This window comes from Nocardiopsis tropica, assembly GCF_042660575.1.
GTDB lineage: Bacteria > Actinomycetota > Actinomycetes > Streptosporangiales > Streptosporangiaceae > Nocardiopsis > Nocardiopsis tropica.
Window position 1 is genome coordinate 207,644 of sequence record NZ_JBHSUF010000012.1, and the last position, 26,003, is coordinate 233,646.

Annotated in this window: 23 protein-coding genes and 1 tRNA gene; 7 read left to right on the forward strand and 17 right to left on the reverse strand. The window is 71.3% G+C overall.

Annotated features, from left to right (window positions below; translation table 11 throughout):
• Positions 1 to 224 precede the first annotated feature (224 nt).
• The 3 genes from cysS (at position 225) to ACFQBR_RS20640 (ending at position 4,060) form a co-directional block, all read left to right on the forward strand.
• Complete coding sequence (gene cysS / locus ACFQBR_RS20630) at positions 225 to 1,625, forward strand: cysteine--tRNA ligase (RefSeq protein WP_267947809.1); 1,401 nt, start codon at positions 225 to 227, stop codon at positions 1,623 to 1,625.
• 135 nt (positions 1,626 to 1,760) lie between these two features.
• Entirely contained in the window at positions 1,761 to 2,714 is a 954-nt protein-coding gene (rlmB, locus tag ACFQBR_RS20635; RefSeq protein ID WP_344176577.1) for a 23S rRNA (guanosine(2251)-2'-O)-methyltransferase RlmB, read from the forward strand.
• A gap of 284 nt (positions 2,715 to 2,998) precedes the next feature.
• On the forward strand, positions 2,999 to 4,060 hold the full coding sequence (locus ACFQBR_RS20640; protein ID WP_344176575.1) for a DNA topoisomerase IB: 1,062 nt from the start codon (positions 2,999 to 3,001) through the stop codon (positions 4,058 to 4,060).
• Between the two features lie 37 nt (positions 4,061 to 4,097).
• Here ACFQBR_RS20640 and fdhA read toward each other — a convergent pair whose 3' ends face one another.
• Positions 4,098 to 5,324, reverse strand: a complete 1,227-nt coding sequence (gene fdhA, locus ACFQBR_RS20645; protein WP_344176572.1) for a formaldehyde dehydrogenase, glutathione-independent — start codon at positions 5,322 to 5,324, stop codon at positions 4,098 to 4,100.
• Between the two features lie 282 nt (positions 5,325 to 5,606).
• Here fdhA and ACFQBR_RS20650 point away from each other — a divergent pair.
• A tRNA-Thr gene (locus tag ACFQBR_RS20650) sits at positions 5,607 to 5,679 on the forward strand.
• A gap of 645 nt (positions 5,680 to 6,324) precedes the next feature.
• Here ACFQBR_RS20650 and ACFQBR_RS20655 read toward each other — a convergent pair.
• Positions 6,325 to 6,984 carry a response regulator transcription factor gene (locus ACFQBR_RS20655; protein ID WP_344176570.1) on the reverse strand — a complete coding sequence of 220 codons (660 nt, stop codon included), beginning with the start codon at positions 6,982 to 6,984 and terminating at the stop codon, positions 6,325 to 6,327.
• Between the two features lie 618 nt (positions 6,985 to 7,602).
• Here ACFQBR_RS20655 and ACFQBR_RS20660 point away from each other — a divergent pair.
• Both ACFQBR_RS20660 and ACFQBR_RS20665 read left to right on the forward strand, forming a co-directional pair.
• The gene (locus ACFQBR_RS20660; RefSeq protein WP_344176567.1) at positions 7,603 to 8,571 is read left to right on the forward strand and encodes a glycosyltransferase family 2 protein; all 969 of its coding nucleotides are present in this window, start codon (positions 7,603 to 7,605) and stop codon (positions 8,569 to 8,571) included.
• A complete protein-coding gene (locus tag ACFQBR_RS20665) occupies positions 8,571 to 9,287 on the forward strand; it encodes an HAD-IA family hydrolase (RefSeq protein WP_344176565.1) in 717 nt (238 codons plus the stop codon). Before ACFQBR_RS20660 ends, ACFQBR_RS20665 begins: the two co-directional genes overlap by 1 nt.
• A gap of 115 nt (positions 9,288 to 9,402) precedes the next feature.
• Here the strand turns inward: ACFQBR_RS20665 and ACFQBR_RS20670 are convergent, their stop codons facing one another.
• The 15 genes from ACFQBR_RS20670 to ACFQBR_RS20740 form a co-directional block, all read right to left on the reverse strand.
• Positions 9,403 to 10,800, reverse strand: coding sequence for a condensation domain-containing protein (locus ACFQBR_RS20670; RefSeq protein ID WP_344176563.1), 1,398 nt, complete (start codon positions 10,798 to 10,800; stop codon positions 9,403 to 9,405).
• A 45-nt stretch (positions 10,801 to 10,845) separates the two neighbouring features.
• Positions 10,846 to 12,162, reverse strand: a complete 1,317-nt coding sequence (locus tag ACFQBR_RS20675; RefSeq protein WP_344176560.1) for an MATE family efflux transporter — start codon at positions 12,160 to 12,162, stop codon at positions 10,846 to 10,848.
• On the reverse strand, positions 12,159 to 13,313 hold the full coding sequence (locus ACFQBR_RS20680) for an acyl-CoA dehydrogenase family protein (protein ID WP_344176558.1): 1,155 nt from the start codon (positions 13,311 to 13,313) through the stop codon (positions 12,159 to 12,161). Before ACFQBR_RS20680 ends, ACFQBR_RS20675 begins: the two co-directional genes overlap by 4 nt.
• On the reverse strand, positions 13,297 to 13,968 hold the full coding sequence (locus tag ACFQBR_RS20685; RefSeq protein ID WP_344176557.1) for a hypothetical protein: 672 nt from the start codon (positions 13,966 to 13,968) through the stop codon (positions 13,297 to 13,299). Before ACFQBR_RS20685 ends, ACFQBR_RS20680 begins: the two co-directional genes overlap by 17 nt.
• A complete protein-coding gene (locus ACFQBR_RS20690; protein ID WP_344176556.1) occupies positions 13,965 to 14,864 on the reverse strand; it encodes a hypothetical protein in 900 nt (299 codons plus the stop codon). The genes ACFQBR_RS20685 and ACFQBR_RS20690 overlap by 4 nt, the downstream gene beginning before the upstream one ends.
• Positions 14,865 to 14,871: 7 nt before the next feature.
• Positions 14,872 to 15,156: an acyl carrier protein gene (locus ACFQBR_RS20695; protein ID WP_344176553.1), complete on the reverse strand. Its 285-nt coding sequence runs from the start codon at positions 15,154 to 15,156 to the stop codon at positions 14,872 to 14,874.
• A 4-nt stretch (positions 15,157 to 15,160) separates the two neighbouring features.
• Positions 15,161 to 16,453 carry a type III PLP-dependent enzyme gene (locus ACFQBR_RS20700; protein WP_344176551.1) on the reverse strand — a complete coding sequence of 431 codons (1,293 nt, stop codon included), beginning with the start codon at positions 16,451 to 16,453 and terminating at the stop codon, positions 15,161 to 15,163.
• Entirely contained in the window at positions 16,450 to 17,826 is a 1,377-nt protein-coding gene (locus tag ACFQBR_RS20705) for a preATP grasp domain-containing protein (RefSeq protein ID WP_344176549.1), read from the reverse strand. The genes ACFQBR_RS20700 and ACFQBR_RS20705 overlap by 4 nt, the downstream gene beginning before the upstream one ends.
• A gap of 19 nt (positions 17,827 to 17,845) precedes the next feature.
• Positions 17,846 to 18,781, reverse strand: coding sequence for a 3-oxoacyl-[acyl-carrier-protein] synthase III C-terminal domain-containing protein (locus ACFQBR_RS20710; RefSeq protein ID WP_344176547.1), 936 nt, complete (start codon positions 18,779 to 18,781; stop codon positions 17,846 to 17,848).
• Positions 18,778 to 19,062 carry an acyl carrier protein gene (locus ACFQBR_RS20715; RefSeq protein WP_344176545.1) on the reverse strand — a complete coding sequence of 95 codons (285 nt, stop codon included), beginning with the start codon at positions 19,060 to 19,062 and terminating at the stop codon, positions 18,778 to 18,780. The genes ACFQBR_RS20710 and ACFQBR_RS20715 overlap by 4 nt, the downstream gene beginning before the upstream one ends.
• 27 nt (positions 19,063 to 19,089) lie before the next feature.
• Positions 19,090 to 20,820, reverse strand: a complete 1,731-nt coding sequence (locus tag ACFQBR_RS20720) for an acyl-CoA dehydrogenase family protein (protein WP_344176543.1) — start codon at positions 20,818 to 20,820, stop codon at positions 19,090 to 19,092.
• Entirely contained in the window at positions 20,817 to 22,571 is a 1,755-nt protein-coding gene (locus ACFQBR_RS20725; RefSeq protein ID WP_344176541.1) for an acyl-CoA dehydrogenase family protein, read from the reverse strand. Before ACFQBR_RS20725 ends, ACFQBR_RS20720 begins: the two co-directional genes overlap by 4 nt.
• Positions 22,568 to 24,373: a fatty acyl-AMP ligase gene (locus ACFQBR_RS20730; RefSeq protein WP_344176539.1), complete on the reverse strand. Its 1,806-nt coding sequence runs from the start codon at positions 24,371 to 24,373 to the stop codon at positions 22,568 to 22,570. The genes ACFQBR_RS20725 and ACFQBR_RS20730 overlap by 4 nt, the downstream gene beginning before the upstream one ends.
• Before the next feature lie 330 nt (positions 24,374 to 24,703).
• Positions 24,704 to 25,009, reverse strand: a complete 306-nt coding sequence (locus tag ACFQBR_RS20735) for a hypothetical protein (RefSeq protein ID WP_344176537.1) — start codon at positions 25,007 to 25,009, stop codon at positions 24,704 to 24,706.
• Positions 25,010 to 25,127: 118 nt separating this feature from the next.
• Positions 25,128 to 25,538 carry a RidA family protein gene (locus ACFQBR_RS20740; RefSeq protein ID WP_344176535.1) on the reverse strand — a complete coding sequence of 137 codons (411 nt, stop codon included), beginning with the start codon at positions 25,536 to 25,538 and terminating at the stop codon, positions 25,128 to 25,130.
• Between the two features lie 80 nt (positions 25,539 to 25,618).
• Between ACFQBR_RS20740 and ACFQBR_RS20745 the strand changes: the two genes are divergently transcribed.
• Positions 25,619 to 25,993 carry a winged helix-turn-helix transcriptional regulator gene (locus ACFQBR_RS20745; RefSeq protein ID WP_267947836.1) on the forward strand — a complete coding sequence of 125 codons (375 nt, stop codon included), beginning with the start codon at positions 25,619 to 25,621 and terminating at the stop codon, positions 25,991 to 25,993.
• Positions 25,994 to 26,003: the final 10 nt, after the last annotated feature.

Here is a 26,003-nt window from a genome sequence, read left to right on the forward strand (position 1 = left end):
GGCACACTCGGGGGTGTTCTGGGGTGTTCTGTCGGAATATGCAGGGTCTGGCGGCCTGCTGATCCCCGGGGGCGGGCGGTGGGGAGGTGTTTTCCCGCGCCCCCTCTTCCCGAATACGGCTTAACACATATACGCACTTCGGGATGACCGAAGGGGGAACGACCGGCGTGGGAGTTCGTGGTTTGTGACGCAGCCCCGAGGGGAAAGCGGATAGGCTTGACAACGTGAGTCTGCGCTTCTATGACACCAGTGCCCGACAGGTCCGCGAGTTCGTCCCCCTGCGCGAGGGATCCGCCTCCCTGTACCTGTGTGGTGCCACGGTGCAGGCACCCCCGCACATCGGCCACATCCGCTCCGGGGTCAACTTCGACATCCTGCGGCGGTGGCTGAGCCACAGCGGGTACGACGTCACCTTCTGCCGCAACGTCACCGACATCGACGACAAGATCATCAGGGTCGCGGCGTCCGAGGGCGTGCCCTGGTGGCAGGTCACCGAGCGCAACCAGCGCGCGTTCACCCGGGCCTACGAGACCCTCGGGTGCCTGCCGCCCACCGTCGAGCCGCGTGCCACCGGCCACGTGCCCGAGATGATCGACCTCATGCGCCGCCTCATCGACGACGGCCACGCCTACGCCTCCGACGACGGCTGCGGCGACGTCTACTTCGACGTGCGCTCCTACCCGTCCTACGGCGAACTCTCCAACCAGCGGCTGGACCAGGTCATGGAGTCCTCCGACTCCGATCCGGACCGGGACAAGCGCGACCCCCGCGACTTCGCCCTCTGGAAGGGCGCCAAACCGGGCGAGCCCAGCTGGGACACCCCGTGGGGACGCGGCCGGCCCGGCTGGCACCTGGAGTGCTCGGCCATGGCCACCAAGTACCTCGGCCCCAGCTTCGACATCCACGGCGGCGGGCTGGACCTGATCTTCCCGCACCACGAGAACGAGCTCGCCCAGTCCCGTGCGGCCGGCGACGGCTTCGCCCAGTACTGGCTGCACAACGGCATGCTCTCCGTGGGCGGCGAGAAGATGAGCAAGTCGCTCGGCAACTCCCTGCTCATCCCGCAGATGGTCCAGAAGGTCCGCCCGGTCGAACTGCGCTACTACCTCGGCCAGGCCCACTACCGCTCCACCATCGACTACTCCGACGCCGCGCTCCGGGAGGCGGCCGCCGCCTACCAGCGGATCGAGGGCTTCCTCACCCGCGCCGTCGAGGTGCTGGGCGAGGTCGCCCCCGCCGACCGCGTGCCGGACGGGTTCGCCTCCGCCCTCGACGACGACCTCGGGGTCTCCCAGGCCCTCGCCGTCGTGCACGGCCACGTCCGCGAGGGCAACACGGCCCTGGCCTCCGGGGGCAAGGAGCAGGCCGCCGAGATCGCCGGGGAACTGCGCGCCATGCTGGCCGTCCTGGGCCTCGACCCGCTCAGCGAGCAGTGGTCGAGCGCGGACCAGGGGCTCGGCGAGGTCGTGGACGCCCTGGTGGCGGTCGCCCTCGAACAGCGCAAGGCGGCCCGCGCCCGCAAGGACTACGCGGCGGCCGACGCCATCAGGGACCAGCTCGCCGAGGCGGGAATCGTGGTCGAGGACACCCCGCAGGGCTCCCGATGGGACCTGCGCCGGGGCTGACCGGACGCGTGCGGTTGCGCGGCGGCACTACTCTGGGAGTTTGCCGCCGCGCCTCGCGCTGGTCGGCGATATTCCACCAGCCGGATGCAGCGCGCCTCCGGCATGCTCGCAACACGTACGGGGAAGCGGCGACCAATGACGGCGAAGAAGAGCAAGAAGGGTCCGACCAAGGGCAGCGGCGGCAAGGGCCGCAGGTCCCTGGAGGGCAAGAGCGGCACCCTGCCCGCGTCGGAACGGCACTGGTACGACGGCAAGCAGCGCCAGCGCGCCGCCAAGCGCGGTCCCGGTGGCGGACAGCAGGACGGGGCCCGTTCCGAGCGCCGGTCCGACAGCTCCGACCTGCTGGTCGGTCGCAACCCGGTGGTGGAGGCGCTGCGCGCCGGAATGCCCGCCACCCGGCTGTTCCTGGCCAACAGCCTCGACCCCGACGACCGCGTCAACGAGGCCGCGAAGATGGCCGGCGCCCGGGGCATCGACGTCGTCGAGGTCACCAAGACCGAGCTCGACCGCCGCTGTGAGAGCAACGGCCAGCCCGGCGCCGTCCACCAGGGGCTCGTCCTCCAGGTGCGCCCGTACCAGTACTGGGCCCCGGAGGGCCTGCTGGACGCCGCGAAGGACTCCGACACCCCTCCGCTGATCGTCGCCCTGGACGGGGTCACCGACCCGCACAACCTGGGGGCCATCGCCCGGTCGGCCGCCGCGTTCGGCGCGCACGGCCTGGTCATCCCCGAGCGCCGCTCGGCCGGTGTCAACATGACCGCGTGGAAGACCTCCGCCGGCACCCTCGCCCGGCTGCCCGTCGCCCAGGCCACCAACCTGACCCGGGCGCTGGAGGGCTTCAAGAAGGCCGGGCTGTTCGTGGTCGGCCTCGACGCCGGCGGCGACGTCCGGATCCCCGACCTGGAACTCGCCACCGGGCCGCTGGTCATCGTGGTCGGCTCCGAGGGCAAGGGCCTGTCGCGCCTGGTGCGCGAGGCCTGTGACGTCGTCGCGAGCATCCCGATCGGCAACGCCGAGTCGCTCAACGCCTCCGTCGCCGCCGGGGTCTCCCTCTACGCGGTGTCCCGCCGCCGCGCCGAGGCGGTCTGACCCGCGCACGCGTGAGCACGGCCCCCGGTCGCCCCGACCGGGGGCCGTCGGCGTCCCGGGCCGCAGGCCCGCCGGTCGCGCCGGTCCCGGGGGCGCCCGCCGCCCGCCGCCGCGGGGCCGGGTCCGGCAGTGGGGGCCGTCCCGTTTTCACGCTCCGCGGCCCGGGTAGCTGTGCACCCACATCCTTCCCGGACGACGAGGAGGCGGGTGAGCGCGATGCCGGAGGACGGGGCGGTCCACGCGGCCGCCCGTGGCGGAACCGGGCGCCGTCCCCGGGCGGCTCCGTGAGCGGCCGGGCCGACCCGCCGTCCCGGCAGGGGAGGCCCCGGCTGCGGCGCAGCGACACGGACGCCCCGGGCATCACCCGGGTACGGCGCGGGCGCGGCTTCCGCTATCACCACGCCTCCGGGGAGCCGGTCACCGACCCGGACGAGGTGCGGCGCGTCAAGGGGCTCGCGGTGCCGCCGGCCTGGCGGGACGTGTGGATCTGTCCCTCGCCGGACGGGCACATCCAGGCGTGCGGAACCGACGACGCGGGACGCCGCCAGTACCTCTACCACCCGGAGTGGCGGTACCGCAGCGAGCAGGCCAAGTACGACAGGATGCTGGACTTCGCCGAACTCCTGCCCGGGATCAGGGACAGGGTCGCCGAACACTTGGCCGGGCGCGGACTCGGGCGCGAACGCGTCCTGGCCGCGGCCGTCCGGCTGATCGACCTGGGCTTCCTCCGCGCCGGGGGCGAGGAGTACGCCGCCCGCAACGAGTCCTACGGCGTGGCGACCCTGCTGCGCGAGCACGCCCGCCGCGAGGGCGGCGCCGTGGTGTTCGAGTTCCCCGGCAAGTCCGGCCGGGAGCAGCGCTTCGAGTGCGCCGAACCGGGGGTGTGCCGGGTCGTCGCCTCCCTCCGGCGGGCCCGTTCGCCGGGGCAGGGGCTGTTCGCCCACCGCGTGCCGGAGGGCTGGCACGACGTGCGCAGTGAGGACCTCAACGCCTATCTCCGGGAGGTCTCCGGCGGCGACTGCACGGTCAAGGAGTTCCGCACGTGGCATGCGACGGTGCTCGCGGCGGTGGGCCTCGCGGTGGCGGCCGACCCGGACGGCGAGGCGGCGCACCGGAGGCTGGCGGCGCACGTGTCCCGTGAGGTGGCCGAGCACCTGGGAAACACGGAGGCGGTGGCCCGGGCCTCCTACATCGACCCCCGGGTCTTCCGCCTCCGCGAGCGCGGGATCACCGTCCACGTCTCCTTCACCGAGCTGGGGAGGAGGACGCCCGTCGGGGAACTCGCCACCCGCGGCCCCGTCGAGGCGGAGGTGCTGCGCCTGCTGCGCGAGCACCCCGACGCCTGAGCCGGGGCGGCCGGGCGCCGCCCCGGGTTCGGGCGGCTCAGGACGCGGCGGCGCCCAGATAGCCGTTGGGGTCGAGCACGTACTTGCTCGCGGCGCCCTCGTCGAAGGAGCGGTAGCCCTGCGGGGCCTCCTCCAGCGGGATCGCCACGGCGTTGACGGCGTCGGCGATGCGCACGCGGTCGGCGAGGATCGCCGCCATCAGCTCCCGGTGGTACTTCATGACCGGGCACTGGCCGGTGAAGAAGGCGTGCGACCTGGACCAGCCCAGCCCGAACCGGATCGACAGCGAGCCCACCTTCGCGGCCTCGTCGGCGGCGCCGGGGTCACCGGTCACGTACAGGCCGGGGATACCGATCGAACCGCCCGCCCTCGTCACCTCCATCGCGGTGTTGAGGACACTGGCGGGCGCCTCCTTCCCGGCGTCCTTCCCGGACCCGTGGGCCTCGAAGCCGACGGCGTCCACCGCGCAGTCCACCACGGGGACGCCGAGGATCTGCTCGATCTGGTCTCCCGGGTCGCCCTCCGCGACGTTGATCGTCTCGCACCCGAAGCCGCGGGCCTGGGCGAGCCGTGCCTCGTTCATGTCGCCGACGATCACGACCGCGGCTCCCAGGAGCAGGGCCGAGGCCGCCGCCGCCAGCCCGACGGGCCCCGCGCCCGCGACGTACACCGACGACCCCACGCCGACGCCGGCGGTCACGCAGCCGTGGTAGCCGGTCGGGAAGATGTCCGAGAGCATCGTCAGGTCGAGGATCTTCTCCAGCGCCCGGTCCCTGTCGGGGAACCTCAGCAGGTTCCAGTCGGCGTAGGGCACCAGCGCGTACTTCGCCTGGCCGCCCACCCAGCCGCCCATGTCGACGTAGCCGTACGCGGAGCCGGGGCGGTCGGGGTTGACGTTGAGGCAGATCTCCGTCCGGCGCGACTTGCAGTTCACGCACCGGCCGCACGAGATGTTGAACGGGACCGAGACGAGGTCGCCGACCCCGACGAACTCCACGCCCGGCCCCGTCTCGACCACTTCGCCGGTGATCTCGTGCCCGAGGACCAGGCCCTGCGGTGCGGTCGTGCGGCCCCGGACCATGTGCTGGTCGCTCCCGCAGATGTTGGTCGCGACCACCTTGAGGATCGCCGCGTGGGGGAGCTGCCGCCCCACGTTGGCGGGGTTGACGCCGGGCCCGTCCCTGAGGACGAACTCCGGGTAGGCGATGTCGGCGACCTCGACCCGGCCGGGTCCCTGGTACACCACGCCTCTGTTGCCGGCCATGTCCTTCCCACCTCTCCGCCCCGCGGCAGGGGCATGTCCCCCTCCCGTTTCCGGGGGAGGAGGCGGCTAATCGGACGTCGAAACGCTCCGGGCGTCTTTTTGCCGGATCGGGTGCGTTCGTAGCCTGGGCGCCCCCGTTCGTGTCCGCCCCGTCGCCACGGGTGACCAGGTGGGGACGTATCGGCAGACTTCGGTCCCGTTCCGTATCCGAGTGGGCCAGGCGTCGTCCGAACCGGTACCATTCGGGTGGACGCACCCGGGGCCAGGGGTCCCGGGCGGTCGGCCGACGTAGCTCAATTGGCAGAGCAATCGCCTTGTAAGCGATAGGTTAGGGGTTCAAGTCCCCTCGTCGGCTCTTCTCATGCCCGGCCCGGGGCTCCCACGGGCGCGCCCCCGTGTCCTCGGCCCTGTCGGGGGAGCGCGTACCTGTAGCGACACCGGGTCCCTGGATCCCGCGGTCGGCCTGCCCTTCCCCCGGATCCCGTGCCCACGGCCTCCACGCCGATCCTAGGAGCGGCCCCCGCCCGACGCCGCGCCCCCCGCTGTCCCGTCCCTCGGGGTGGACGGATGGTGGCGTGGCCGCCGCACCCGTTCCGCTCCCCGTCGCGGTGTGCGGCCGCACCGCCTCCCGGCCCCGGTCCCCTTCTCGAGGGGGTCGGCCGGCGTCCGCGCCCCGGCGGGGTGAGCACGGTGCGGGGCTGCTTCTGCGGGACACCACCCCACACCCGAACGGGTATGCCAGCACGGCCGCCCTTTCAGCCATTGCTGGTGGTGTCCGGCTGACTCACACTGATGAATGAAAACACGGTCCCGAATCCTTTGAATTCTGAGTCGGCCGGGGAGGTGTCCATGGCGATCATTGTCGAGAATGTGGTTCCGTCTCGGGGAAGACTATCTCCGCACCCCGTTTCGGGGGTTCCCTTTTCTTATGGGGAGAACGGGGGTCCGATAGTGCTCACCACAGGGGTATTTCACGATTCCTTTCCCTTCGCCCAGCCCGTCAGGGGAGCAGACCCTCGCGAAGGCCGATGGCGACCGCGCCGGCGCGGTTGGGGGCATCGAGCTTGGTCAACACGCTTGCGACGAGCCGTTTGGCGCCGTGTTCCGAGATGCGCAGGCGGCGTCCGATCTGTCGGTTGCTCAACCCTTCCGAGAGCAGGCGCAGGGTCTCGTGCTGGCGTTCTGTGAGCTGGACGGCCCGGGTCAGTGTCGTCCTCTGGATGATGCCCTGGGTCATCAGCCTGCGTGCCACGGCAGAGGGCAGGGGGAACTGGCCGGACAGCACACGGGACAGGGTGTCGCCGAGGACGTGGACGTCCAGTTCGTCCTGCAGAAGGAAGCCGTCGGTCTGCGAGTACCGGTCCAGCGAGTCGATCCCGGATGGTTTGGCGAGGAGGACAAGGGTCTTGAACCCGGGCGGGATCAGGGTCCAGTCCGGGGGTGCGGACTCGGCCTCGGCGAGGATCAGGATGGAACGCGGCGACTCGGCCGCACCGAAATCCGCCTCCCGTATGGTCGGGACGGTGTGCAGGAACCCGAGCGGCAGCTCTTCCAGGAGCGTCCGCATCCCTTGCCGGAGCACACCGTTCGCTATGGCCACGATCACGCGGGTGTCGGCCAGTTGGACGAACTCTTCCTCCTGCCGTCCCAGGGAGAACACGGTCCGTTCCGTGGATGTCCCGTAGTCGGAAATCATGTCTTCGCCCGGAGAGCGCATAAATTCGAATCCTTGAATCGTTTTTCTTTAGGGGATAACAATTCCTCGGCATTTCTCGTGGTTGGGAAGAGGGTTTGGCTCCGAGTTTTCCGGAGAATGCCGAATATGCTCCCCGTTCGTTGCCGGTTCGACGGCGCCCACCCTGGTGACGGATCCGGAGGGCGGGTCCGAGTCCTCTGGAAATCCTGGGTGTGCCTGCTGGTCCGTGGGAACGGGAAGGTCGGGGATGGAAGCCGGCGTGAAGGTGGGCGCATCACCCTTTCGTGGGGGGTCAACGGACAACTTTTGAGGATGCCGCAGGTCGCGGGCTTATCCGGGGAAAGTTGATCTTCGCTGCACGGTTGGGAGCGGCTCATGGGAACGCTCCCATGGGTTGGATCCCAGAGTAGGAGGGCGTCGTGGCGGTGTCAAGAAGTCATTTCCCCCTGTAAAAGGATGTTTCTGTGGGCGGTGCGGGTGTGGTATGGGCCACCCGGTGTCACGTTTTTGTCGCTTGGAACTCCGGGGATTTTGTATCGTCGGCGCGTGCTCGTTTTTTATGGTTAACGATTGAGGTGGAATATGGGTTTCGGGGTAGTGGATCCGGTTTTCGTCATTCCGGTCTTCGTGGAGAATTCAAGGGATCTCGCCCATCTGGAGAAATCGTTGGGAAGTCTGGTTTCCCAGACCGATGAACGGTGGAGGGCGGTGCTCGTCGACGACTGCTCGCCGTTCCGCTGGGACCCGCGGGACCTGGCGCCGTTCGACGCGAGCAGAATGCACCTGGAGAGGAGGCCCGTGAACTCCGGCCCCGGGGAGTGCCGCAACCACGGGGTGCGGCGGGCTGCCGGGGTCGGAGCGCCGTTCGTCCTCTTCCAGGACGCGGACGACGTGGCACACGCGGACCGCGTCCGACTGACGAGGGAGTACTTCCGGGAGGACCCGGACGCGGACATGCTCTACTCGGCCTTCGACGTCATCGACGAGGACGGGAGGCCCGTGCCCAGGGGTGATGTCTCCGGCTCGGTCCTCGAGGTGGTGGATTCCCATGCGAGCCCCGTGGAGGGCCGCGACGCCTGGATCCCCATCGCCACGAGAACCGGTTACACCACGCTGACGAGCACCGTCGCGGTGCGCACGGAACTGGCCGCGCGCTACCCGTTCCCCGCGTGCCACGTGAGCGAGGACTCCCACGCCTGGCTGCGCATGATGGCGGGCGGCGGCGCACTCCGGTACATGAAGGAGATCAGGGCCCAGTACCGGGTTCCGAGGGGTGATCACGGATCCGCCAGTCGGGAAAGGCACGGCGAGGGGTTCTACTGGACCATGCTGCAGGTCGATCTGGACGGTTTCGTCCAGGCCATGCACATCGCCTTGGAACGGGGGGCACTGAAGCCCGGCCACTGCCCGGAGCTCCTCCGCGCCTTCCACCTGAAGCAGGCGGAGACGATGGAGAGCGAGGGCCGGCTCCAGGCGGCGGCCGTCTGCCGGTCCCTGGCCGCCTGCCCGCTGCCCGGCACGCGCCCGCCGGCTCCGGTCAGGAGTTCGTGATGGGCCCGGAGACCATGGTGGGACGCGGGCTCCCTGCCGTGGAAAAAAGCGGTTTCGACGCCATTCTCTTCGATCTGGACGGCGTTCTCGTCGATTCCCTCGGGGCCATCGAGAAGTCGATGCGCTGGTGGGCCCTGGAACGGGGGCTCGACCCCGAGGACGTGCTCACCCGTTCGCACGGGCGCCGCGATGAGGATCTGATCAGGGAATGCGCCCCCTCTCTGCAGGTCGAAACGGAGATCGAACTCATCGAGGATTTCGATGTCCGAGAAGCGAAATCCGTCAGACCGCTGCCCGGCGCCCGGCGAGTTCTGCGATCGCTGGAATCCGGCTCCTGGGCCGTGGTCACCTCGGGAAGCCGCCGCGTCGCCGCCGCGAGAATGGCCGGTTCCGGCCTTCCCGAACCCGGCCGCTTCGTCACCGCGGAGAGCGTACGGCGGGGCAAGCCGTTTCCGGACGGCTACCTCCTGGCCGCCGAGCGGCTGGGGGCCGTACCCGAACGCTGCCTGGTCGTGGAGGACGCTCCCGCGGGCCTGGCCGCCGCCCGGGCCGCGGGTATGCCGTGCCTCGGTGTGGGAGCGGCCCTGACCGGGCCTCTGCCCGGGTTGGTCGGTCGGGTCCGCGACCTGGACGAGGTCCGTGTGGAGACCGGGTCGGCCGGAGTGCGGGTCCTCACCGGCCGTTCCCGGACGCACGCGGGGGCCGGGCCCCGGTAGAGGCGTCCCGTCCCGCGTCCATGAGCGGACGGGCGTGGCGCGGCGGGCCGCGCCCCCCGGAGCATGAGGTGCGGGGGGCGCGGCCCGCCGCGGAAGGGGGTGTGGACCGAGCGGATCAGGCGGTCGGGCCGACCAGGTCCAGGAGCTGCTCCGTGCCGTGGTCGTGGCCGTGCTCGACCGCAGCGACCAGTAGGGCCTCGAACCGCATGAGGAACTCCTTCATCCCGTCGGAGCGCAGCCTCAGGGAATCGGCCTTCAGGGTCAGTTCGACCTCGTCCGTCCCGGCCGCCGAGACGTCGAGGAAGAAGAGCAGGTTGTCCCGCTCGACCCCGGAGCCGGTCCCGGTCCGGGTGTCGGCCAGGGCGGTTCTCACGTCGTCGGCCGAGGAGGCGACCGGTCCGGCGCCGTCTCCTCCGGCGGGGCGCAGGTCGTTGAAGAAGTAGGAGAGTTCCAGGTCCGTTCCGCGCTCCTCCTCCGCCTCCTCACGGAGACGGGCGGTGGCGGCGCGCTCGCAGTAGGCGTTGCGGTACGCGTTCACCGAGGCGGACCACGCGCGCCGCGCGACCGTGGCGAAGTCGTCCCCGGAGAGGTCGATCCCGGTCGGGACGTCCTGGGCGAGATTGCCCACGTAGTCACGCAGCATCGTGCGCGTCCGGTTGCCCGCGATGAGCACCATGGTCGCGTGGGGGGTTCCGGTGGCCCGTCCCAGCAGGAGCGCGGTCGCCGCCAGCAGCACCGCCGAGCTGCTGACCCTGTAGCGGGCGCCGAGTGTCCCGGCCGCCAGCGCCACCGCCCTGGAACGCATCCAGACCGTCGGGTAGCGCGGCTCCTCGGGGCCGTCCCCCGTCTCGGGGAGAAGGCTCGGAGGCATGGTCCGGAGGTGTTTGCGCCAGTACCGCAGGGAGCGCTCCTGGACACGCAGCCCCTCCTCGGAGCGCTCCCACGCCGCGAGTTCCACGGGTTGGACGGGCGGCGGGCCCAGGGTTCTCCCCTGGACGAGCGCTGCGAGTTCGCCGGCGAGGATCCTGAGGCTGGGATAGTCCGCGGCGATGTGCGAGACGGTCAGCAGCACCACGAGGGGCGCCCCGTCGAGCACTCCGACGCCGACCCTGATCGGCCACTCCTTACCGTGGTCGAAGCGGTGGCCCCTGACCGAGGACTCCAGATCGCCCACCAGGCCGTACAGGTCGGAGTCCTGCCCGTTCCGGGCGTCACAGACCTCGACGGTGACCTCGCCTCCGGCGGTGACCCGCTGGACCAGCTCCCCGTCCGGGGCCCTGAAGAAGTGGCTGCGCAGGGCGCCGTGGCGTTCGCACAGCGCGCGCAGTGCCGAGAACACCCGGTCCAGGGAGACGCCGTGGGCGAGTTCCACGGGGACGACCGAGTTGTAGAAGGAGGTGTCCGGCATCATGTACTCGATGTCGGTCCAGATGCTGCGCTGCCCCACCGTGGTGGGGGCGAGGGCCGGTCGACAGCCGTGGACCGCGACCCTCTCCGTGCGGAGGTCCGCCATGGTGTTGTCCTCGTTCCGTTCCGCTGTGTGCAGGGGGCGGTCCGGCTAGGCAAGGGCCTTGGTGCCCGGATGGGCCAGCCGGCGGGTGTGGCGCAGGACGGCAGCGACCACGACCGCCCCGAGAAGGTTGACGGCCGCCATGGTCTGGTACAGGGGCGCGGCTTCCCCGGCGTGGCGGGCCAGATAGCCGCCCACCGCGCAGATGGCCACGAAGTAGGTGGTGTTCAGGGTGACGGCGAGGGCGCCCGCCCCGGTCTGCTCCAGCACCGACATCCCGGCCAGCACCACTCCGAGGATCAGGTAGGTGGGAGCCACCAGCTCCAGGTAACGGGCCGCCTCCGCGGCCGCGGACGGCTCCTGCGCGAGCATTCCCGCGATCCGGTCGCGCCCGATCCAGCACGCTGCGGCGACCACGGCGTACAGCGCTCCGGTGACGACGAGCCCGGCCCGCACCACATGTCCGAGCCGGTCGAACTCCCCCCGGCCGCGGAACTGGTTCACGACGATCGCCGTCGCTGACCCGATCGCCATGCCAGGCACGATGATCATGGTCTGGAGGGTGTAGGCCACCGCGAAGCCCGCGACGGTCGCCACTCCGAACACGCTGACCACCCAGGTCAGCACGAAGTTGCTGGCGAAGATGACCGCGTGGGCGCTGCCTACCGGGAGCCCGACCTGCCGGAGCAGGACGGTTTCCCGGCGCAGGCCGATCGGTCGGCCCCGCTTCCACAGGTCGCTGCGGAAAAGGAGCCAGAATCCGACCGCGGTGCCGAGCGCACCGGCTCCGGCGATCGCCACCGGCACCGACCACAACCCCCAGCCGGCGCCTCCCGTCAGTCCCAGGGCCGCGACCCCGGCCACCTCCGCACCGCCGGCGAGCAGGAGCAGGGCGGCTGCCGGACGGGGGCGCTCCGCTCCCCGGAGGGTCGCCGCGAACACGACCGGGCCGACCCCTGTGAGCTGGGCGAGTGCCACCCACCGGACGAACCGTACGAACTGGTCGCGGACCTCGGGCTGAACGGACAGCAGGTCCGCCAGGAGCGGAGCCGTCAGCAGGAAGGCCCCGCTGACCACGGCCGTCGCGCCGAGACCGAAGAGGGCCAGCCACAGTGTCGAGGCCACCGCCGAGTCGAACCGGCGTCCGGCGCCGAGGGACACGGCGACCTGTGTCGTCACCGCGACGCTGATCTGGACGGCGATGAAGGCGAAGACCACCGGCATGAAGAGGGAACGGACGTAGAGCGCCTCGTCGCCCATGGTCCCGATGAGCGCGATCAGCACGACGGGGACCGCGGTGCCGATGCCGTCCGCCAGCACCATCGGCCCCGCGTAGCGGAGGACCTCCCGCCACTCCCGGGTCATCCGATCCTCCCGGTCACCACGCCCTGCGCGACGTTGAGCCGCTGGATGTGGGTCGTTCCCTCCATGAATTCCACTCCTCTGGCGTCCCGGGCCAGTTTCTCCGGCCTCGGATGGGAGAACCTCGCCCCCGGACCGAGGAGTTCCAGGGCACGGAGCGTTGCCTCCTCCGCGAGGCGGGCCGCGCTCGCCTTGGCGGCGGACGCCAGGTACCCCCGGGCGGGGTCGTGGTCGACATCGGCCGCGGCCCTCCACACGAGCTGCCGGGTGTCCACCAGGCGGTCCTCCATGTCCGCCAGCGCGTACCCTCCCCCCGGCCCCAGGTCGGACCGGTGCTGTGAGAGGTAGTCGTGGGCGGCTTGGGCGATACCGAGCGCGAGCGCGGCCACACCCGGGCGGAACTGGTTGAACATGCGGACGGCCGCGTGCATGCCGCGGGAGGAGGCGCGCAGGTGGCGTCCCAGGACCTGGTCCCCGGGCACCGGCACCCCGTCGAAACGCACCGCGCAGATACGGGCGCCGCGCAGGCCGACGGTGGGTAGCGGCGAGGCGTGGAACCCCGGGGACCCGGTCCGCACCATCACCGCCGAGACGCCCAGGGGCCCGGGGCCGGTACGGGCGAACACCGTGCCCAGCCGTGCGCGTGACGCGTTGCCGACGTAGCGCTTCTCCCCGGTGAGCGTCGCACGGTCGCCGCAGGGCTCCGGGGTCAGCGTCGTGGCCATGGCCGATGCGTCCGAACCGTGGTCCGGTTCGGTGAGCCCGAGAAACGTCCACACCGGCCCGTCGGAGAAGTGCTCGAAGAACCACTTCTGTTGAGCGGTGTCCCCCAGCAGGGCGACCAGGCCGCCCGAGAGCGAGGGGCCCGGTGCGGCGAGGAACGCCCCCGCGTCCCCGCGGCCCAGGGCCTCGACCGCCACGACCCTCTCCAGCGCCCTGTCCCCGTGGAAGGAGTGGCCGGACAGGCGCAGGGCCGAGTCCTGGTACTCCGGGGGGATCATCATGCGGGAGACGTACCGGAAGGCCGACACGTCCGTGAACCGGTCGACTCCGTCGGGGTCGTGGTCCAGTTCCGCCCCTAGCTCCTCCAGCTCCTCGCCCCACTCGCGTGCGGCCCGCTGGAGCACGCGCAGCCGGTCATCCAACTCGATCATCGGGCTCTCCTCTCCGGTCTTCGGCCGACGATTCGAGGTAGGCGTCCGCCATCAGCTCCGACAGATATGCCACCTGGCCGGGGCCGTCGGACAGGAACCCGGAGGCGCCGAACAGGCGCAGGACCGTTCGGTCGGCGGCGGTGAGGCGGCGGCTGGCCCGGCGCAGCGCAGCGCGGGCGCCCGGTTGTGTCGCGACGCCGTCCAGCAGGCTCTCGGCCACGGCCTGCTCGGTGGCGGCGCCGGCCAGGTCGGCGCGGACGAGTTGCCGGTGAATGAGGGCCGTCCCCTCGACGGCCCTCTTGCGCAGCCGGCCCACGGCCTGCCGGCGCAGCCACAGCGACAGGCCCAGGCGGATGGAGGCGACGGCGGCCTGCCATTCCGGCGTGGCCGGTTTCTCCGGTGTTCCGGTCGACGCCAGCAGGGACCACCGGTGGCCCGCCACCGTGATCTCCCCGACCACGGTGGCGGACGCCGACAGGACCGGGCCCGCGGCTACGGGGGCCAGGGCGAACCCGGAGGCGCCGAAGACCGGAGGGGCGGGCTCCGCGCCGGCCAGCGCGGCCCAGGCCGCGGCCGGTTCGCCGAGGCGCGCGGGCTCCCACCACGCCCCGTGTCGCTGGAGCCCCGCACGGCGTGCGGTACTCGTGGCCGTCATCGGTCCTCCAGGTTCGTGGCCGCCGCGCAGAAGTAGCCGAGGGACGGGTCGTACTCCACGACGACCGCGGCCCGGTACGGCGAGGTGAGACGCAGGCCGTGCAGCCCGGTCCACACCGACGTGCAGACGGGGCCGCCGGGGCCGCGCCGGACCTCGGCGTCCGGATCGTTCACGTGGACCGGGGGGACGCCTCCGCCCAGGACGAAGGTGACCGGGCCGGAGAACGCGCGCCGCACATCGGTGTGGACGTCCGCGACCGCCCGGGCCGCGTCGGCGGCGTCGAGCCCGGTGGCACGCCAGTGCAGCACGTCCCCGGGCGGGGAGCCCCCGCCGAGGAGCAGGCCTATACCGACCTCGCGGTCGGGCACCGGAGTCCCCCCGGGGACCTCCCACGGCAGCTCGCCCTGGTCCAGTACGAGCACCAGGGCCCTGCCGTCGGGATCGCCGTGCAGGTACTCGGCGGCGATGCGCAGAGCGGTGAAGGGTGTCACCGCCCGCTGGTCGGACACGGAGAAGGCCGTGGTGGGGCCGTCGGAGGCGTGCACCAGCGAGGCGCACACCGAGTAGCCGGGCTGGCTGTCCGGCAGGGAGTGGGCGAGGACGATCCGGTCGATGCGCTCCCCCCGTGCCCGGGCCTGCGTGAGGAGGCCGTGAGCGAGCCGGTTGTACACGGTCCGGGAGGGTTCCGTGGCCGGCGTGCTCCGGTAGACGCTCCCGTAGGAGGAGGCCATGTCCCCCAGGTACTCGTCGATCGCGGCCTGGTGCTGTGCGGCCGCGACCGCCGGGGCCGGGTCCGTCGACGTCGATCGGTGGAAGCTCCCGAGCAGGCGCACGGGTAGGCGACGCGCCCTCACGAGGGTTCCGTGCCCTCCGGCGGACTTCTGTGCGGTGGCCATGTCCCGGCTATCTCTCCTGCAGCGCGGAGATGAACCCCGCCAGGCTCGCCACCGTCTCGAAGTGCCCGTGTTCGAGCTCCTCCGTGTCGAACTCGAGCCCCATCTCGGCCTCGATCTCGACCAGCATCTCCAAAATGTTCGTCGAGTCGAGCCCGAGGTCGTCGAACAGCCCCGTCGAGGCGGTGATCTCCACGTCGGACTCCGTGGTGAACCCCGCCAGGATCCCGGCGATGCGCTTGATCAGTTCCTCGTCGTGCGCCGTCTGCGCGATGTCGGCACCGGATGATTCCATGTCCTCAACCTCCGTTTGTTCTCGTGGTGGCCAACCCGTGGTGCACGGGCTGGCGGCTCAGGATGTCGGAGACGCTCTCCCGCTCGTGGACGAGGAGGGGCGTCCCCCTGTGGACCAGGACCTCGGCCGGGTACCCGTGGCTGAGGAACCGCGTGGGGGACGCGGTGGGCCCGTACGCGCCGGAGCGGTGCACCCCGATCAGGTCCCCCACACGGACCTCGGACAGCGGGACGTTCTTGCCGAGGGTGTCGTTGGGTGTGCACAGCGGGCCGGTCACCTGCCACAGCTGCCCGGTGGGCTCCTGCTCGCGGTTGAGGATGCCCATGGGGAAGTTCCTCTTGGCGAAGGAGCCGATGCCGACGGCGGCCATGTGGTGGTTGGTCCCGCCGTCGGTGACCGCGAAGTGCTGTCCCATGGACTCCTTGACGTAGCGCACGCGCGTCACGTAGAGCCCCGCGGTGGCGGTGAGGAACCGTCCCAGCTCCATGAGGACGCGGGTCCGCGGCTGCTGGGCGCGGAAGGCCTCGACGATCGGGTTGAGCTGCCCGGTCAGGGCATCGACGTCCAGGTCCTCCTCGCCCTGGAAGTAGGCCACGCCCAGGCCGCCGCCGAAGTCCACCGTCTCCAGTGGGAACTGCAGCCTGTCGGCCAGGCGCTGCGCCATGCCCAGGATCTGCGCGGTGTTCTCGACGACCACGTCCGACGACAGGATCCGCGTGCCGAGGTAGGCGTGCACCCCCATCAGCCGCAGGGACGGGAAACGCGCGGCGAGGCCGGGATCGGACATGAGGATGCCCTCGTCGATGCCGAACTGGCGCGGTTTCCCGCCCATCCTCAGCCCGGCCCCCTTGGCGGCCGACTGCGGGTTGACCCGCAGCGCCACCGGCGCGGTGATCCCCATCCCTCCGGCGGTCTTGTTGATCAGGTCGAGTTCGCCGTAGGACTCGCAGATCAGCGAGTGGATCCCGGCGGTCAGCGCCGCCGCCACCTCCTCCTCGCTCTTCCCCGGGCCGAGGAAGATCGTGTCGGCGGGGGGCACCCCGGCGGCCCGTGCCACCGCGAGTTCGGCGGCAGAGGACACCTCGGCGCCGGCGCCCAGGCCTCCGAGCAGCGAGCAGACCGACAGGTTGGGGTTGGCCTTGAGGGAGTAGAGGATGTCGACGGACGGGTGCAGCCGGCCGCGTATCCGTTCGTAGCCGTGTTCGAGCTCCTCGCCGTCGTAGATGTAGAGGGGGGTTCCGAACTGTTCGGCGATATCGGTGACGGGGATCCCCTGGATCCGGTGCGGTCCGGTCATGCGCGACTCACCTCTCCTTCCTCCAGCGACGACAGGACGCTGCCCAGCCGGCCGTCGAGGGAGGCGACGCTCTCCTCGTCCGGCCCGACCAGGAAGGCGTACAGTCGGCCGTCGAAATACCGTTTGCCCTGCGTCGGCCCGCCGACGGCGTTGACCGTGGCGAAGTTGTTGATGACGACTCCGGTGTCCCCCGGGGTCTTGACCAGAAGGTGTTCGATCTCCTTGCGCAGCAGGGCGAACGGCAGCCGGGCGTGCAGGCGCAGCGGGTACTGCCGGGCTTCGGCGCTCGAGCCCTTCCACATGAATGTCTCCTGCAGCGCGGCCTGGTAGGTCGACATGTTGTAGCGTGCGTTGATCTCGATGATCGGGTACACGTGTCCGTCGGCTCCGACGAGTGCGTCGATCCCGGCCACGCCCCTGTAGCCCTCCGCGGCGAGTGCCCCGCCGATGTCCAGGCCGGCCCGGTGGACCGCGTCCTCGTGCTCGGCGGAGAGCCCGGCCGGTATCCGGTGCCCCTTGTGGACGCCGTCCGCGGTGATCGCCTCCTTGACGAAGTCGAACTCCACGGTTCCGTCCTTGGCGATGAGCACCTGGTAGTTCAGGTCCTTGGCCTTGGGGATCCACTCCTCCACGACCAGCCCCAGCCTGCCGCCGCGGCGTCCGGCACGCTCCGCCGTACGCTTGAGCCAGGCGAGGCGGCGCTCGTCGCCCACGACCATCACGCCCTTGCCGGACACCCCGTAGGCGTCCTTCACGACCACCTTCCGGCCCTGTGACAAGTGGTCTTCGGCGAATCGCACGGCGTCGGCGAGGTCCTCGGGCGTCTCGCAGCACACCCCCGCGGGCTGGCGCAGGCCCAGGCGGTCGGCCAGCCTGCGGCTGAAGATCTTGCTGTTGACCCTCTTGCAGAGTTCGGCGGGGCTCGTGGCCAGACCGAGCCCGCACCGTTCCGCGAGCCGCTCCTCCAGCTCGGACATGCCGTGGGGAGCCAGGTAGGCTCCAGCGCGGCCGAGTTCGGTCAACAACCCCAGGGTCGCCGGGTCCTCCAGGACGTCCTCGGTCACGGTGCGGCCGGCCTGCTGGGCGCCCACGGCGTGCGCCCGGGGCAGGGACAGCCCGTAGTCCTGGAGGTAGGCGTGGAAGTCGGGGTCGGGCGCGGTCTTCAGCAGTACGTGGTCGGACGGCCCGCCGAGCAGCAGCGCGAACTCGTCCATGCGGTGGGTCACGGCCCTGGTGGCGCCCGAGGAGATGGTGGGAAGGCCGACCTCCCCCTTCGCCCACTGCTCCTCCACCTCGATGTTGCCGAGGAGGACGAGGACGGGGTCGGGTTCGTCGGTGAGCGCCCGCTTCAACCGCTTCGTGAACTCGTTCATGGTTGGCGATCGTGTCCTTTCAGTGCTGGAAGACCATGGCGGAGAACGTGGCGCCCAGACCCACCGCGGCCATCAGGTAGTGGTCGCCGGGGTTGAGCAGTCCGCGGTCGACGGCCGACCGGTAGTTGATGAAGGAGTCCGCGCAGAAGCAGTGCCCCGTCACGGGGACGTTCTCCAGGAACATGCGCTCGGCCGGATAGCCGATGCGCTTCCCCAGCCGCCGCCACGAATGGCGGTTGACGTTGTGCGGAAGGACGAGCCGCAGCTCCGCCTGCGTGATGCCGGCCTCGGCCAGCGCACGCGCGATCACCTCGGCCAGCGTCTCCTCGTAGACCCCCTGGAAACGGCCCGCGAACTCCGGTTCCATCCACAGGCCGGCGGAGAACTCGCCGTGGGTGCGGGAGACGTAGCTGCGGAGCGTATCGCCGCCGGTGCCGCCGGCCCGGAGGAGGACGGCGGCCGTGCCCTCGCCCATGTAGGTCGTGTCGGGGATGAACTGCGCGAGCCGGGTGAAGGTCTTCTCCCCCGTGAGCACCAGCCCGAGGGCCTCGGGGTCGTCCTCCGCGCGGAGCAGCCGGCCGACCAGGTCCACTGCGAGCAGCCCGCTCGCACAGGCGTGCTCGGTGACGGTGAACGCCTCGGCGTGCTCCAGTCCGAGCAGGCGGCGGGTCTCGTGCAGGGGGTTGGCCGGATAGGGGGCGACCGTCTGCAGGGTTCGGGCGTGCACGAGGTAGCGCACCTGGTGCTCCCGGCCCTGCAGAGCGGTCATCTTGCCCGCTGCCGCGGAGAGGAGTTCGGCGAGCGTCTGGTCCGGGGCACGGCGTACCTCGGACAGGCCGTGGAACCGCTTGTACAGGCGCAGTTGGCGGGGGGTCTGGCCGATCCCCTCACCGATGTCGTCGATCATCACGGCCCCGGGGGGCAGATACGTGGACACCGCTTCGATCGCCGTCATCGCGCCGCCGGCCCCTGGGTGCCGACGGTCGTCGCCGTGAGGTGTCCGACCAGGTCGCGGATGGTCGGGTGGTCCCACAGGACGGTGTCGGAGACGGTGACCCCCAGGTGGTCCTCGATATCGGCGCAGAAGGTCAGGGCGTAGACGGAGTCCAACCCGTAGTCGGCGAACAGGGTGTCGGGGTCGATCTCTCCGGGATCGCGCTGCAAGTGGGCGGCCATCTGCTGGGTCAGCCAACGGGCCAGGTCTTCGGCGGTGGTCTCGGCTCGGCTCTCGGACATCGGATCACTCCTTGGGGCGGGCAGGCGTCAGCCGGGAAGCCTGCGCCGGTACAGGTCGAAGGACTCGGCGGCCGCGTGCCGCTCGGCGAGTTGGGAGTACAGGTGCTCGCGCAGCGGGCCGAGGCCCTGGACGCCGGGGCGGCCCATGCGCGTGACCAGGCGGTTCAGTGCGGCGATCAGCCAGACGGGATCCTGGAGGGAGGGGTCCTGCCGTGTACCGGCCTCCCGCCAGACGTTGAGGCAGGCCGATGCGGCCAGCAGCGCCGCGTAGCGGGCGGGGAGGCGGAGTACCGCCGGCGGGGCGTCCACCCCGATGTCCGCAGCGCGCAGTTCGGCACAGGCCTTGCGCAGGTCCTCGGCCTCCTCGCGCAGCTGCGCCATCAGCATGCGCAGGTCGTCCGCGTGCGAACCCTCCGCCGTGCCTCCATCCGCAGCCTGGTCGATTCCGGTTGCCAGGGCCGTCAGCAGGCTGTCCCTGCCCTTTCCGGAGAGGCGCAGCCGCTCGAAGGGCAGGCGGCCCAGTTCGACGTCCGGACGGAAGACGTCCGGGGGCGCCGCGGGGCCCTCCGCCCACCCGCGGCGGGCGAGTACGGGCAGCTGGGGCAGCATCGTCACGAGGCAGGCGACGCGGGCGGCGTGCCCGAAACCGGCCGGCTTGAGGTCGCGCAGCAGCTTCTGGAACGCGCCGAAGCGTCCGTCCCGCAGATAGAAGCTCGCCCCGAGCACGGCGGACAGGCTGTTCATCGCCTCCAGGAGGTGACCGGAGACCTGGTACTTGACGGCAGAGGCGTGGACGCTCATCTGTTCCGGCAGGAGGTGCGCGCCCCGTGCGGCCACGGTCGCACAGCAGTCGCTGATCAGCAGGTCGACGAAGGCGTCGGCCAGTTGGGCCCGTACCACCGGCAGCGCCGAGACCGGCTCGCCGTACAGCATGCGCTCCACCGCGAGCGTCTGCGTCAGTCGCAGACCGGAGTCGAGCACCCCGCAGAGCATGCCCGGCAGTGCCGTCCTGGTGAGCTGGAACGAGCGCAGCGCGGTTTCGATGCCGTGGCCCTCGACCCCCAGGACTGCCGAGTCGGGGACGGGGCAGTCGCGGAACTCCAGGCCGCCGAGCTGCACACCACGCATCCCCACACCGGGCCTGCGCCGCAGGTCGGCGATCGAGCCCGGGGGGAGCACGGCCTTGTCCACCAGGAGCTGTGAATGGCTGCGGCTTCCGGGGCGCCCGGAGGTCCGGGCCAGCACCACGAGGGCTCGCGCCCGCCGGATGTTGGTGACGACCTCTTTGCGGCCGGAAAGCCTGAGCCGGCCGGAGGGGTCGCGTGTAGCGGCGCACTCGGTGCCCGCGAAGTCGTTGCCGTGGGGGAGCTCGTGGTAGGCGGAGGCGATCCGATGGCCGCCGAGCAGCAGGGACGCCGCGGTCCTGCGCTGCTCCCCGTCCCCGGCGAGCCAGATGTTGACGCCGGCGATGAACGAGCTGAACCCGTAGCCGAGCCCCAGGGACGGGTCGCGGCGGAACACGGCCCGCATCACGGTGACGAACCTGTCCAGGCCCATCAGCCGGCCCCCGTACTCGGCGGGGACGAACTCCGCGTTCAGTCCGAAGTCCGCCAGCGCGCGTTCCCCGGCCGGGAACATCTCCTCGGCCTCGTCGGCCTCCAGGACCGGTCCGAACCCCAGCGGGTTGTCGGGGTCCGTCGGATCTCCGAGGCGGCGCTCCAGGGCGTCGGCCCCTCCGCCTCGCGGTCGTGGGTTCATCGGCGGTTCTCCTCACCGTTGTCCAGCAGGAGGTCCCCCTCGGCGAGGCCGGCCTCCAGCGAGTCGGCGACGGCGCCGTACACGCGGTCCGCCTCGTCGTCGGCGTATCCGTCCAGTCGCGAGAGGATCCACAGCAGTGCCGCCTGGAGCCGCAGCTCCCCGAACTCCGTGTCCGTGTGCCGCCGGTCGACCCCGGTGAGGAACATGTGGATCACGGCCGATGCCGCGACACAGAGTTCGTAGGATCGCGCCGCGTCGAACAGTTCGGCTTCGATCCTGGTGGCACGCGTGTCGTACCGGGCCATGCGGTGGTGCAGCTGCCCGCACCGGTCGAGGACGCGCTCGGCCGACCTGATCGCGGGCTCCGACGCCCCGGAGGCCCGCAGCCCCTCCACGGCGCCGGGCAGGGCCTGCACCAGGCTGCAGCCGGTGCGCGACACCAGCTGGAGTCCGACGCCCTCCGGCGGGTCCCCGTCCGCCCCCGTCGCGGCACGGACCCCTGCCTCCAGCCGGTCGCCCCGGTTCCAGCACGCGACCAGCCGGGGGAACTGGCGGATCAGGGCCTGGCGGTTGACATAGCGGTTCCCGTCGAAGATCCCGACGATCCGGTGGTCCCTCTCCAGTTTCTGGAAGCTCCCGTGGTCGAGTTCCTCACGCAGGAAGGCGCGTGCGCCGAGCAGCTGGCCGCACTCGGCGATGACCTCGTCGACGATCTCGGGGACCAGGGCCTTGACCACGGCGGAGTAGACGCTCATCTCCCCGGGGAGGGAGCGCACCGCGCGTGCGGCGGTCGAGGTCAGCGCCTCGGCCGCATGGCAGGCCGCGTACTGTGCTCCGAGTGTCGTGCGGACATGGGGCAGGCCGGACAGGAACCGTCCGTACAACCGCCGGTGTCCGACGAAGTCCCAGGTCGAGCGGAGCGCGTGGTCCGCGGCACCGAGGGAGAGGCCCGCACAGATGGTCCGCGTGAGCTGAAAGGCCTTCAGGACCAGCTCGAACCCGGAACCGACGGGGCCGACCGTGTTCTCCTCCGGCACGATCGCGCCGTCGAGGACGATCCCGCTGATGTCCGCCCCGCGGATGCCCACGGTGCGGGCCTTGGGGAGGTGGGAGTAGCTGCCCGCGGCCAGTGCGCTCTTGTCGGCCATGAGGAGCGTGAAGTCCCGGGGGCCGTTCCGGGGGCCGGTACGGGCCAGCAGGCACAGGGAATCGCTGCGGGTGGCGTTGTTGACCGGCCACTTGCGGCCGTCCAGGCGGTACCCGCCGGACACCGGGCCGGCCGTGAGCTGACCGGCCAGCAGGTCGCTGCCGCGTCCCGGCTCGGTGAGCCCCCAGGAGACCACCGCTCCGCCGGTGATCCGGTCGGCGAGCCGTTGTGCCTGTGCCGTGCCCCGTTCGTCGCCGGCCTCCTGGGCCGCGACCCAGCTGGGGGCTCCGCCCAGGAACGTCTTGACGTGCGCGATCGCCACCGTGAGGTCTTTGCGGGAGACGGCCCGGATCACCCCGACCAGGTCGGTGTAGCCGTCCAGGCCACCGCCGAGGTCCCGGGGCACGTAGTAGTGGGGGACACCGATGCGGTCCAGTTCGAGGCAGGCCTCCCGCGGGAACTCCTCCGCCTCGTCCAGACGTGCGTTGAACGCCGAGGTGAAGGCCTCGGAGCGGTCCAGGTGGTCCGCCATGTCCGCGACCGCCATGGGAGGGCCGGCCGTTCCCCTGCCGCTGGGCGGGGGGAACTGTGCTGTCTCGCTCATCCCGCGCTCCTCCGGGAACCGTGGTAGACGTCCGGGACGAGTGCGCCCAGGGTCGGATGGATCCGCGCGGCCAGGGGTTTGAGGGTTCCGCGGAGGAAGTCCGACCGCATTTCCAGGCGTTGGATCTTGCCGCTGGTGGTCCGCTTCACCCCGCCGGGGCGGACGAGCACGGTGCCTCCGAGCACCATGCCGAACTCGCGGGAGGCGAACTGCTGGATGCGCGTGAGCGCCGCCTCCAGGCGCTCGGCGTCGGCACCGCGGGGCCGTACTTCGTGGACGACGACGACCTCTTCCTTGTCCTCCGCCCCGAGCACGGTGAAGGCGGCCCCGTACCCGTTCTCCAGGAGGGGGTCGGCCGAGCGGGCCATCGCCTCCAGGTCGTGCGGGTACAGGTTGCGGCCGTTGTAGATGATGACTTCCTTGATCCGCCCCGTGATGTAGAGCTTTCCCCCGTGCACGGCGGCCAGGTCGCCGGTGCGCAGGAACCCCTCCTCTCCGTCGGCGGTGGCGGCCCGGAAGGTCGTGTCGGTGGATTCGGGGCTGTTCCAGTACCCATGGGCCACGCTGGACCCGCGGAGCCAGACCTCGCCCACCGTTCCCTGTGGAAGCACACGCCGGCTTCCGGGATCGACGATCCTCAACCGCATGTCCTCGCCCCCCTCCTCCACGTCGCCGCAGCAGACGATCTCCCGGCCGGGCTCTTCGGTGGGAACCGGGTGGAACTCGCCCTTCTCCAGGCGTTCGGGGTCGACCCGGGCGACGCTCGGGGGCAGGTCACGGGTGTCGCATGCGGCCACGAGCGTCGCCTCGGCGAGTCCGTACCCTGGCGCGAGCGTCTCGGGGCGGAACCCGATGGGGCCGAACCGCTCGCCGAACCGGCGCAGCGTCGGGGCGCGCACGGGTTCGGCGCCGGTGAAGGCCGATCGCCACCCGGAGAGGTCGATGCCCTCGGTCTGCTCGTCGGTGATGCGGCGGACGCAGTAGTCGAGGCCGAAGTTGGGCGACGGTGAGGAGTCGAGGCCGAAGCGGTCGATCATGTGGAACCAGGAGTGCGGTCGGCGCAGGAAGGCCGAGGCCGACATGTGGAGCGTGCGGGCGCCGAAGCAGAGCGGGAACAGGAACAGGAACAGCAGACCGAAGTCGTGGTGCATGGGGAGCCAGCCGCCGAACCGGCTCTCGGAGCCGCACCCGGAGAGGCGCCGCATGTACTCGGCGTTGTCGATGATGTTGTGGTGGCGCACCACGACACCGCGGGGCGCGCTGGTCGAGCCCGACGTGAACTGCAGGAAGGCCACGTCGTCCGGGCCGACACCGGGGTCGGTCCAGGCACCGGGATCCGGGAGGAGTTCGTCGCGGTCGGTGACGACGACGGGAAGCGGGGCGTCGAACGAGGAGGCCCAGGTGTCGACCTCCTCCGCTCCGGAGGCCTCGGTCAGCAGGACGGAGGCCCCGACACTGCGGACCATCTCCCGGAGGCGGTCGCTGCGGTGCCGCTGACCGTCCGGTAGCGGGGCGACCGCGGGGACGACCCCGGCGTAGAGGCACCCGACGAACGCGGGGAAGAACGCCGCACCGGGGTTGTACAGCAGGAGTGCGCGGTCCCCGGCGGAGAGGTGGCGCTGCAGGAGGCCGGCTACCCGGCGGGACTCGCGGTCCAGCGCCGAGTAGGTGAGGAATCGGGCCTCCCCGTCCGTCGGGTCGGCGACGAAGCCGGCGGCCTCCTTGTCGGGAACGGAGCGCGCGTACGCCCTGAGACGGGAGACGAGTGTCGTGACCGCGCCGGCCTCTTGTATTTCATCCACAGAATTTCGACTCCGCTGCTCAATACCCCCGGAACACGCTCATCGTGCCCGGGGCGGGAGAGCGCTACAAGGCTCGATCCGGCGGACGAACAGCCGTGGCCGATCGGGCATGTCCGGTCTTCCCCGGTGCACGTCGGCGGCGGTCGTCGGGGGTGTCTGCTGTGTCGGAGGGGAGTCGCGGACCGGTTCGGCGGGGTGCCCGGCCCGCGGCCTGTGCGTCGGGCGGTCCGGTGCGGAGCGGAGCGGAGGCCGGAACCGGCTCGGGGGACCGGGCGAGCGGCCCTTCCCGCCGCACGTCCCGGCGCCGCCCTCCGGCCGCCCCCTCGCGGGTCAGAGGTCCAGGACGGTCTGGCCCGGGGTCTGGCGGTCGCGTTCGCCGCGGCCGCGCCCCAGGCAGCGGCGGCACGTGACGGGCCCGGAAGAGGAGGTCAGCCGGAGGGGGTCGACGGCCGCGTGGCAGGCGATGGCGGGCACGGCCACACCGGCCCACATGTGCGTGGCGAGCTTGTGCACCACGTCCCCGCGTCCGATCCGGACACCGGAGGCGTGGGCGAGCTCCTCGCGGCGCCGGCGGAGCGTGGCGGCCAGGTGTTCGACGTCGGGCTCGGGGATGCGCGGCTGGTCAGGGTCGGTCATGACTCCAGCATCGCCCACGGGGGTGACCGTCGGGGACGGGGAGCGCGCCCGCGGCGCCCCCGCCCCGCGAACGCCGGCGGCCCCGCGTCCGGAGGGACGCGGGGCCGCCGGCGTCCGCTCAGTCGAGGACGGCGTACGCCTCGACCTCGACGAGCACGTCGGGCTCGAAGAGGTAGTCGACGCCGATGAGCGACACGGGCGGGAAGGGCTGCGGGAGGCCCAGCTCCCCGGCGACGCTCTCGACGCCCGCCATGAAGTCGCCCATCATCTCGGGCTGCCACTTCGTGACGAAGAACCTGAGGCGCACGACGTCGCCGAAGGTCGCCCCGGCTCCGTCCAGTCCGCGCGCCGTGTTGCGCAGGGCCTGCGCGACCTGGCCGGCCAGGTCGCCCGTCGCGACGGGGTTCGCGTCGGCGTCGCGCGCGATCTGCCCGGCGACGTGCACGTGGCGGGTGCCGGTGCTGACCGAGACGTGGTTGTAGGGAACGGGCTGCATCATGCCCTCGGGGGAGAACAGCTGCACGGTCATGGGAGATCCCTCCGGTTGCGCCTTGGTGGTATCCCATGTCTACTAGGTACATAAAGGGAACTTCAACGAGACCAGGTGTCATGCAGGAAACCGCCCCCTTCGCCTCCTACGCCTCCGGGATCACCGCGTCGCACCGCGAGCTCCTCGACCAGGTGCTCGACAAGTGGTCGCTCCAGGTGATGGAGGAGCTGTGCGAGCAGCCGCAGCGCTTCAACGAGCTGCGCCGCGCGATCCCCGTCGTGACGCAGAAGTCGCTGACGGCGGCGCTGCGGCGCCTCGAGCGCAACGGGATGGTCGAGCGCGTCGTCACGAGCACGCGCCCGATCGCCGTCGAGTACCGCATCACGGCGCTCGGCAAGACCCTCCAGGACCTGATCGACGCGCTCCTGCGCTGGACCACCGACAACATGGACGGCGTCGAGCGCGCACGCGAGAGGTACGACGGCGAGAACTGACCGCTCCGGA

Coding starts and splice junctions, on each gene's coding strand:
- fdhA (WP_344176572.1), bottom strand. CDS start 5,324: ATGGCCGGCAACAGAGGCGTGGTGTACCAGGGACCCGGCCGGGTCGAG.
- ACFQBR_RS20705 (WP_344176549.1), bottom strand. CDS start 17,826: ATGAACGAGTTCACGAAGCGGTTGAAGCGGGCGCTCACCGACGAACCC.
- ACFQBR_RS20665 (WP_344176565.1), top strand. CDS start 8,571: ATGGGCCCGGAGACCATGGTGGGACGCGGGCTCCCTGCCGTGGAAAAA.
- ACFQBR_RS20700 (WP_344176551.1), bottom strand. CDS start 16,453: ATGACCGGACCGCACCGGATCCAGGGGATCCCCGTCACCGATATCGCC.
- ACFQBR_RS20670 (WP_344176563.1), bottom strand. CDS start 10,800: ATGGCGGACCTCCGCACGGAGAGGGTCGCGGTCCACGGCTGTCGACCG.
- ACFQBR_RS20710 (WP_344176547.1), bottom strand. CDS start 18,781: ATGACGGCGATCGAAGCGGTGTCCACGTATCTGCCCCCCGGGGCCGTG.
- ACFQBR_RS20745 (WP_267947836.1), top strand. CDS start 25,619: ATGCAGGAAACCGCCCCCTTCGCCTCCTACGCCTCCGGGATCACCGCG.
- ACFQBR_RS20735 (WP_344176537.1), bottom strand. CDS start 25,009: ATGACCGACCCTGACCAGCCGCGCATCCCCGAGCCCGACGTCGAACAC.
- ACFQBR_RS20685 (WP_344176557.1), bottom strand. CDS start 13,968: ATGACGGCCACGAGTACCGCACGCCGTGCGGGGCTCCAGCGACACGGG.
- ACFQBR_RS20690 (WP_344176556.1), bottom strand. CDS start 14,864: ATGGCCACCGCACAGAAGTCCGCCGGAGGGCACGGAACCCTCGTGAGG.
- ACFQBR_RS20715 (WP_344176545.1), bottom strand. CDS start 19,062: ATGTCCGAGAGCCGAGCCGAGACCACCGCCGAAGACCTGGCCCGTTGG.
- ACFQBR_RS20675 (WP_344176560.1), bottom strand. CDS start 12,162: ATGACCCGGGAGTGGCGGGAGGTCCTCCGCTACGCGGGGCCGATGGTG.
- ACFQBR_RS20660 (WP_344176567.1), top strand. CDS start 7,603: ATGGGTTTCGGGGTAGTGGATCCGGTTTTCGTCATTCCGGTCTTCGTG.
- ACFQBR_RS20740 (WP_344176535.1), bottom strand. CDS start 25,538: ATGACCGTGCAGCTGTTCTCCCCCGAGGGCATGATGCAGCCCGTTCCC.
- ACFQBR_RS20695 (WP_344176553.1), bottom strand. CDS start 15,156: ATGGAATCATCCGGTGCCGACATCGCGCAGACGGCGCACGACGAGGAA.
- ACFQBR_RS20725 (WP_344176541.1), bottom strand. CDS start 22,571: ATGAGCGAGACAGCACAGTTCCCCCCGCCCAGCGGCAGGGGAACGGCC.
- ACFQBR_RS20720 (WP_344176543.1), bottom strand. CDS start 20,820: ATGAACCCACGACCGCGAGGCGGAGGGGCCGACGCCCTGGAGCGCCGC.
- rlmB (WP_344176577.1), top strand. CDS start 1,761: ATGACGGCGAAGAAGAGCAAGAAGGGTCCGACCAAGGGCAGCGGCGGC.
- ACFQBR_RS20680 (WP_344176558.1), bottom strand. CDS start 13,313: ATGATCGAGTTGGATGACCGGCTGCGCGTGCTCCAGCGGGCCGCACGC.